6 protein-coding genes are annotated in these 6117 nt (G+C 43.0%); 5 read left to right on the top strand and 1 reads right to left on the bottom strand.

Translation table 11 applies throughout. From position 1 onward, the window contains the following. Positions 1 to 73 precede the first annotated feature (73 nt). The gene (locus BLS65_RS12495; protein ID WP_125869861.1) at positions 74 to 634 is read left to right on the top strand and encodes a class I SAM-dependent methyltransferase; all 561 of its coding nucleotides are present in this window, start codon (positions 74 to 76) and stop codon (positions 632 to 634) included. On the opposite strand, the gene thiL is transcribed toward BLS65_RS12495, so the two are convergent. Next, positions 631 to 1665: a thiamine-phosphate kinase gene (thiL, locus tag BLS65_RS12490; protein ID WP_092439508.1), complete on the bottom strand. Its 1035-nt coding sequence runs from the start codon at positions 1663 to 1665 to the stop codon at positions 631 to 633. The genes BLS65_RS12495 and thiL overlap by 4 nt on opposite strands. A gap of 330 nt (positions 1666 to 1995) precedes the next feature. Between thiL and sufB the strand changes: the two genes are divergently transcribed. The 4 genes from sufB (at position 1996) to sufD (ending at position 6081) form a co-directional block, all read left to right on the top strand. Then, a complete protein-coding gene (gene sufB, locus BLS65_RS12485; RefSeq protein WP_092439506.1) occupies positions 1996 to 3444 on the top strand; it encodes a Fe-S cluster assembly protein SufB in 1449 nt (482 codons plus the stop codon). Positions 3445 to 3495: 51 nt separating this feature from the next. After that, positions 3496 to 3876, top strand: coding sequence for a four helix bundle protein (locus BLS65_RS12480; protein ID WP_092439505.1), 381 nt, complete (start codon positions 3496 to 3498; stop codon positions 3874 to 3876). A 67-nt stretch (positions 3877 to 3943) separates the two neighbouring features. Next, on the top strand, positions 3944 to 4693 hold the full coding sequence (gene sufC / locus BLS65_RS12475) for a Fe-S cluster assembly ATPase SufC (protein WP_092439503.1): 750 nt from the start codon (positions 3944 to 3946) through the stop codon (positions 4691 to 4693). A gap of 23 nt (positions 4694 to 4716) precedes the next feature. Further along, complete coding sequence (gene sufD, locus BLS65_RS12470; RefSeq protein ID WP_092439502.1) at positions 4717 to 6081, top strand: Fe-S cluster assembly protein SufD; 1365 nt, start codon at positions 4717 to 4719, stop codon at positions 6079 to 6081. The last annotated feature ends 36 nt before the right edge of the window (positions 6082 to 6117 follow it).

Raw genomic sequence — 6117 nt, 5'->3', positions numbered from 1 at the left:
TACAACATCGGGGTGAAACCTTCGGGGAGTAGCCCCTTATTTTTATTCAACTAACGTTTCAACTGGAATCTTTTTGTCGGACAGTAGTGATAAAATAACTAAAGGCACTTGGATGCACAAGTGTATTTCTGATGCAGCAAACAAATGTATTGGCATAGACATAAACGAGGCAGGCATTGACTTGTTGAAAGAGAAATATGCATATCAGAACGTTTATTATAACGATCTGCTGAACCAAAATTTATTACCAGAGATTATTTCATCCAGCTGGGATATTATTTTTCTGGGTGAAATTTTAGAGCACGTAAACAATCCAGTATTGTTTTTACAGAGTATTCATCAGAAGTATGGCCCTTATATAAAAAGTATTGTTATTACTGTGCCTAACGCGTTTAGGTCTGAGAATTTTATTGGAGCAATTAAGAATCGCGAGGTTATTAATAGTGATCATCGTTACTGGTTTACACCATATACCTTGTCTAAGATACTGGTTTTGGCTGGGTTTAAAAACCCTAAATTGTCATTAGTTTCATCTATGCCAATTACAGACAGGGGCCCTTTACATCGCTTTCTATTGAGAAAAAAACCAATGTTTAGAGACACACTTTTAGTGGAAGCTTGTTTTTTTGATTAGCAATCAACCCAACCCTGGGCCTGCAACTCAATATCCCTTCCATCGGGAGTAACGAGAAATGCTCCGGTTGAGGCGCCCGTTATGTGACCAATCACATCGACTCCCGAAAGCCCATGGATTTTCTCAACGTCTTCTTGGCGAATGGTAAAGAGCATCTCGTAATCTTCGCCCCCATTAAGCGCTGCAGTTACCGCATCAAAATTGAGCTCCTCACAAACCTTAAAGGTTTCGGCAGCAATAGGTATCTTTTCCAAATAAACCCGACAGCCCACACCACTTTCCTTGCATATATGTCGCAACTCCGATGACAGTCCATCCGATATATCTATCATTGAGGTTGGCTTTATACCGGCCTCCTTAAGCATTTCTATTGTTCCCACGCGTGCCTCAGGCTTTAAAATACGCTTCAACACGTAATCATATCCTTCCAGTTGAGGTTGTTCCAACCCAGTTTGCTGAAAAACTTGCTTTTCCCGTTCGAGGATTTGAAGGCCCATAAGGGCGGCACCGAGGTCTCCCGAAAGGCAGATAAGATCATTTACTTGGGCTCCTGAGCGGTATGTTATCGATTCCTTTGGCGCTTCGCCTATAGCTGTGATGCTTATTGTCAAGCCCGTCAAAGAGGCGGAAGTGTCCCCTCCTACCATATCTACACCGTAATGCTCACAAGCCATTTGAATCCCGGCATAGAGTTCATCGAGGTCTTCGACGGCTAACTTGGCCGAAACCCCAATAGAAACAGTAATTTGAGTTGGAGTGGCATTCATAGCATACACATCCGAAAGGTTTACCACCACTGCCTTATACCCAAGGTGCTGAAGCGGAGTATAGGTTAGGTCGAAGTGAATTCCTTCTAGGAGCAGATCGGTAGTAACTACCATTAACTTCTCACCAACGGCAATTACAGCAGCATCATCTCCCACACCCTTCATCGTCGATTTCTGTAAAGATTTAAAACCCTTGGTTAGGTGCTCAATAAGACCAAATTCTCCCAGTGTCGAAATCTCCGTTCTCTTTCTCTTCTCTGCCATGAATTTTTTTTGCAAAGATAAGGGTTTGGACGGGAAATCTGGTTGGCTCCATTTATTTGTATTTACACAGAGGTGATTTTTTACGGTTTCTCCGTATTTGGCTTGGGATTACACTTTGGCCTCTCTCCTCCATTTTATTGTCTACCTAAATGGTGCCATTTATGTTGGTGTTTTTTTCAACCTCTATCTATTAAAAAATAAAATTGCTGCTATCTTTGTCCCGTTAATTTAGATTAAATATAGCGAAGGATAAAAATGAGCACAACGGTGTAAACTTATACTGCTAACCATTGTTATCCTTTGCACACAATTGATTTACGCATTTGAGGTATGGCAAATGAACAGGATAAAATCCTTAACGAGGTAACTGAAAGCGATTACAAATACGGATTTGTTACTGATATTGAGAATGAAACGATTGCAAAAGGGCTTAGCGAAGATGTAGTTCGAATAATCTCCGGTAAGAAGGGTGAGCCTGAATGGCTGCTCGACTTTAGGCTCAAGGCATACCGCCACTGGCTTACCATGAAGATGCCGGAGTGGGCCAACTTAACAATTCCGGAAATCGACTATCAGGAGGTAATATACTATTCAGCCCCTAAGCAAAAGGCCTCGCTGGCAAGTTTAGACGAGGTTGATCCCGAACTTATTGAAACATTCAACAAGCTGGGCATTCCACTCGAAGAGCAAAAGCATCTCACCGGCGTTGCAGTAGATGCGGTTATGGATAGTATTTCCGTAAAAACCACCTTCCGCGAGGCACTTGCTGAAAAGGGAATTATTTTCTGCTCATTTAGCGAAGCAGTGAGGGAATTCCCCGACTTGGTCAAGAAATACATGGGCTCAGTGGTACCATACTCCGATAACTTTTTTGCAACGCTCAACTCTGCCGTTTTTAGCGACGGATCATTCTGCTATATTCCAAAGGGAGTTCGCTGCCCAATGGAACTGTCTACCTACTTCCGCATAAATGCCGAAAACACAGGACAATTTGAGCGCACACTCATTATTGCTGAAGAGGGAGCATACGTCAGCTACCTAGAAGGATGCACCGCTCCTAGACGCGATACAAACCAACTCCATGCAGCCATCGTAGAAATTGTGGTCATGAAGGATGCAGAGGTAAAATACTCCACCGTTCAGAACTGGTATCCCGGTGATAAAAACGGTAAAGGTGGAATTTACAATTTTGTAACCAAGCGTGGCATCTGCAAGGGCGATAATGCAAAACTTTCGTGGACACAGGTAGAAACCGGCTCGGCGATAACATGGAAATATCCCAGCTGTATTCTCAAGGGTGACAATACCTACGCCGAGTTTTACTCGGTAGCCGTTACCAATAATTACCAGCAAGCCGATACCGGCACTAAGATGATTCATATTGGCAAAAACTCCAAGAGCCGCGTAGTATCCAAAGGTATATCTGCCGGTTTTAGCCAAAACAGCTATCGTGGATTGGTAAAGGTTCTCAAGAATGCCGAAAATGTTAGAAACTTCTCTCAGTGCGACTCGCTCTTGCTTGGCGATAAGTGCGGTGCCCATACATTCCCTTACATTGAAGTGGAGAACAAAAGTTCAGTGGTGGAGCACGAGGCTACTACCTCCAAAATTGGAGAGGACCAAATATTCTACTGCAACCAACGCGGAATCTCCACTGAAGATGCCATAGGGTTAATTGTAAACGGATATGCCAAGGAGGTTCTAAACCAACTCCCGATGGAGTTTGCCGTAGAAGCCCAAAAGTTGCTACAAATTAGCTTGGAGGGAAGTGTAGGATAGAGGAAGTTAGATGCAGTTATTTCAGAAGTATACGAAGTTAGAGGAATAGCAATGGATGAACTAAATCGAAAGACAAAGAGTTTTGAAGATTTACTTGTTTGGCAAAAAGCACATTCTTTTGTATTGAAAGCTTATGAGATAACATCCAACAATCCTAAACAAGAACAATTTGGCTTAACATCTCAGTTTAGAAGAGCGTCCATTTCAATCCCTGCAAATATTGCAGAAGGGTATAAAAAGAAAGGCAGACTGGACAAGTTGAGATTTTATAATATTGCTCAGGGTTCAATTGAAGAGTGTCGTTATTACATCATTCTTTCAAAAGACCTCAATTATATTGATGATAAAACAGCAAAGGAGGCAACAAGTGCGTTAATCGAGGTTAGTTATTTGCTTAACAACTACTGTAAGGCAATTTCACAGAACAGTTAGGGTATTCTAACTTCTGAAATAACTTCTGAAATAACTCCTTTTAGTTCCTTTTTAAACCTTTTTTGAAATGCTTACAATCAAAAACCTTCACGCCAACATTAACGGCAAGGAAATCTTAAAGGGAATCAATCTCGAGGTTAAGGCCGGAGAGGTTCACGCGATAATGGGCCCAAACGGTTCGGGAAAAAGCACGCTAGCATCAGTTCTCGCTGGGCGCGAAGTGTTTGAAGTCACCGCTGGTGACGTTACTTTCAATGGAAAGAATTTACTAGAGATGGCCCCAGAGAATCGCTCTCGCGAAGGTATTTTTCTTGGATTCCAATATCCTGTTGAGATCCCGGGCGTGAGCATGGTAAACTTTATGCGCGCTGCGCTCAACGAGCACCGCAAGTATAAAGGACTTGAGCCTCTTTCGGCCTCAGAGTTTCTGAAAACGATGCGCCAGAAAAGCCAAATCGTAGAGATCGACTCCAAGCTCACCAATCGCGCCGTAAACGAAGGTTTTTCCGGTGGAGAGAAAAAGAAAAACGAAATTTTCCAGATGGCGCTCCTCGAGCCCATGCTTTCAATACTGGACGAAACCGATTCCGGCCTCGACATTGACGCATTGCGCATTGTGGCTACCGGCGTTACCAAACTCAAGACTTCGGAAAATGCAACAATTGTAATTACGCACTATCAACGTTTGCTCGACTATATCGTACCAGACTATGTTCACATTCTCTACAACGGACGGATTGTGAAATCGGCTGGAAAAGAGCTTGCTCTCGAACTCGAAGAGAAGGGCTACGACTGGATTAAGAACGGGGATGAGTAACCCACTGTAAAACCGTAAGGGTTATGACTGGAAAAGTATCAGAAAATAAAATTACCGCCGATTTTGTCAATCTCTACCTAGCAAATCTCGATATGCTCAAGGAGGGAATGCCAGAGTTTATGAATGCGGCACGCACCGACGCCATTGAAAGTTTCAACATCATTGGACTACCAGGAAGAAAGTCGGAAAAGTATAAATACACCAACATCTCTAGTCTTTTCGAGAAAGAGTATGAGAAGTATTTTGCCCCAAAAAAAATAGAGTTTAGCGTCGAGGATATTTTCAAATGCGACGTACCTTCGCTCGATACCGACACTCTCCTTGTTGTAAATGGCTTTTACTTTGGACTGAACAAACTTGAGGTCCTTCCCAATGGTGTTATCATGGGAAGTTTGGCCGAGGCGGCTATCCAATATCCTGAAATTGTAAAGAAACACTACGGTAAATACGCCGATGTTTCCGACGAAGGTCTGGTTGCCCTAAATACGGCGTTCGCTCAAGATGGCATATTTCTTTACGTACCGCGCTCTGTGGCTATTGAAAAACCAATCCAGATTATTAACATATTGATTTCGGATGAGGCAATATTGGTGCAGCCACGCAATATGATAATTCTGGAAGAAAATAGCCAAGTCAAATTGGTTGTTTGCGACCATACGCTTAGTCCACAGAATTTTCTCACCAATGCAGCCACAGAAATTTATGCAGGGGTGGGCTCCAACTTGGAATACATCCGAATGCAGAATGAACACAATGGCTCCAACCACTTGATGAATATTTACATACAACAAGAGGCAAAAAGCGTTGTAAACACGAACACAATTGCTCTGCACGGAGGAATTATCCGAAACAATATAAATGTAAAATTCAACGGCGAAGGAGGCGAAAATCACATCTATGGACTTTCGCTCGTCGATAAAACTCAACATGTAGACAACTACTCCTTTGTCGATCATGCAGTACCGAATTGCACGAGCAACGAACTCTTCAAGAATATTATTGACGACATGGGAACGGCAGCCTTCAATGGCCGTATTCTGGTTCGACCAAATGCTCAAAAAACGCTGGCCTTTCAATCGAATAACAACCTGTTGCTCACCGACGATGCTCGCATGTATACCAAGCCGCAACTGGAGATTTATGCCGACGATGTAAAGTGTAGCCATGGTGCCACCGTAGGACAAATGGACGAAGAGGCGTTATTTTATATGAGGACAAGAGGAATTGGCATGCGGGAAGCTCGCTTGCTACAAATGTTCGGCTTTGCCCACGACGTAATTCAGAAGATATCGATCGAACCGCTGCGCGAACGGGTAGACGAGTTAGTCGATAAGCGTTTAAAAGGAGAACTAGCCCGCTGTAACACTTGTGCCATGCACTGTTGCTAGCCAATAGTATGATATAATTTTGAAGTAAAAATATAG

It is taken from the genome of Williamwhitmania taraxaci (assembly GCF_900096565.1).
Taxonomy (GTDB): Bacteria; Bacteroidota; Bacteroidia; order Bacteroidales; family Williamwhitmaniaceae; genus Williamwhitmania; species Williamwhitmania taraxaci.
The sequence above is the reverse complement of the archived record's forward strand: the minus strand, read 5'-3'. Positions and strand labels throughout refer to the sequence as shown.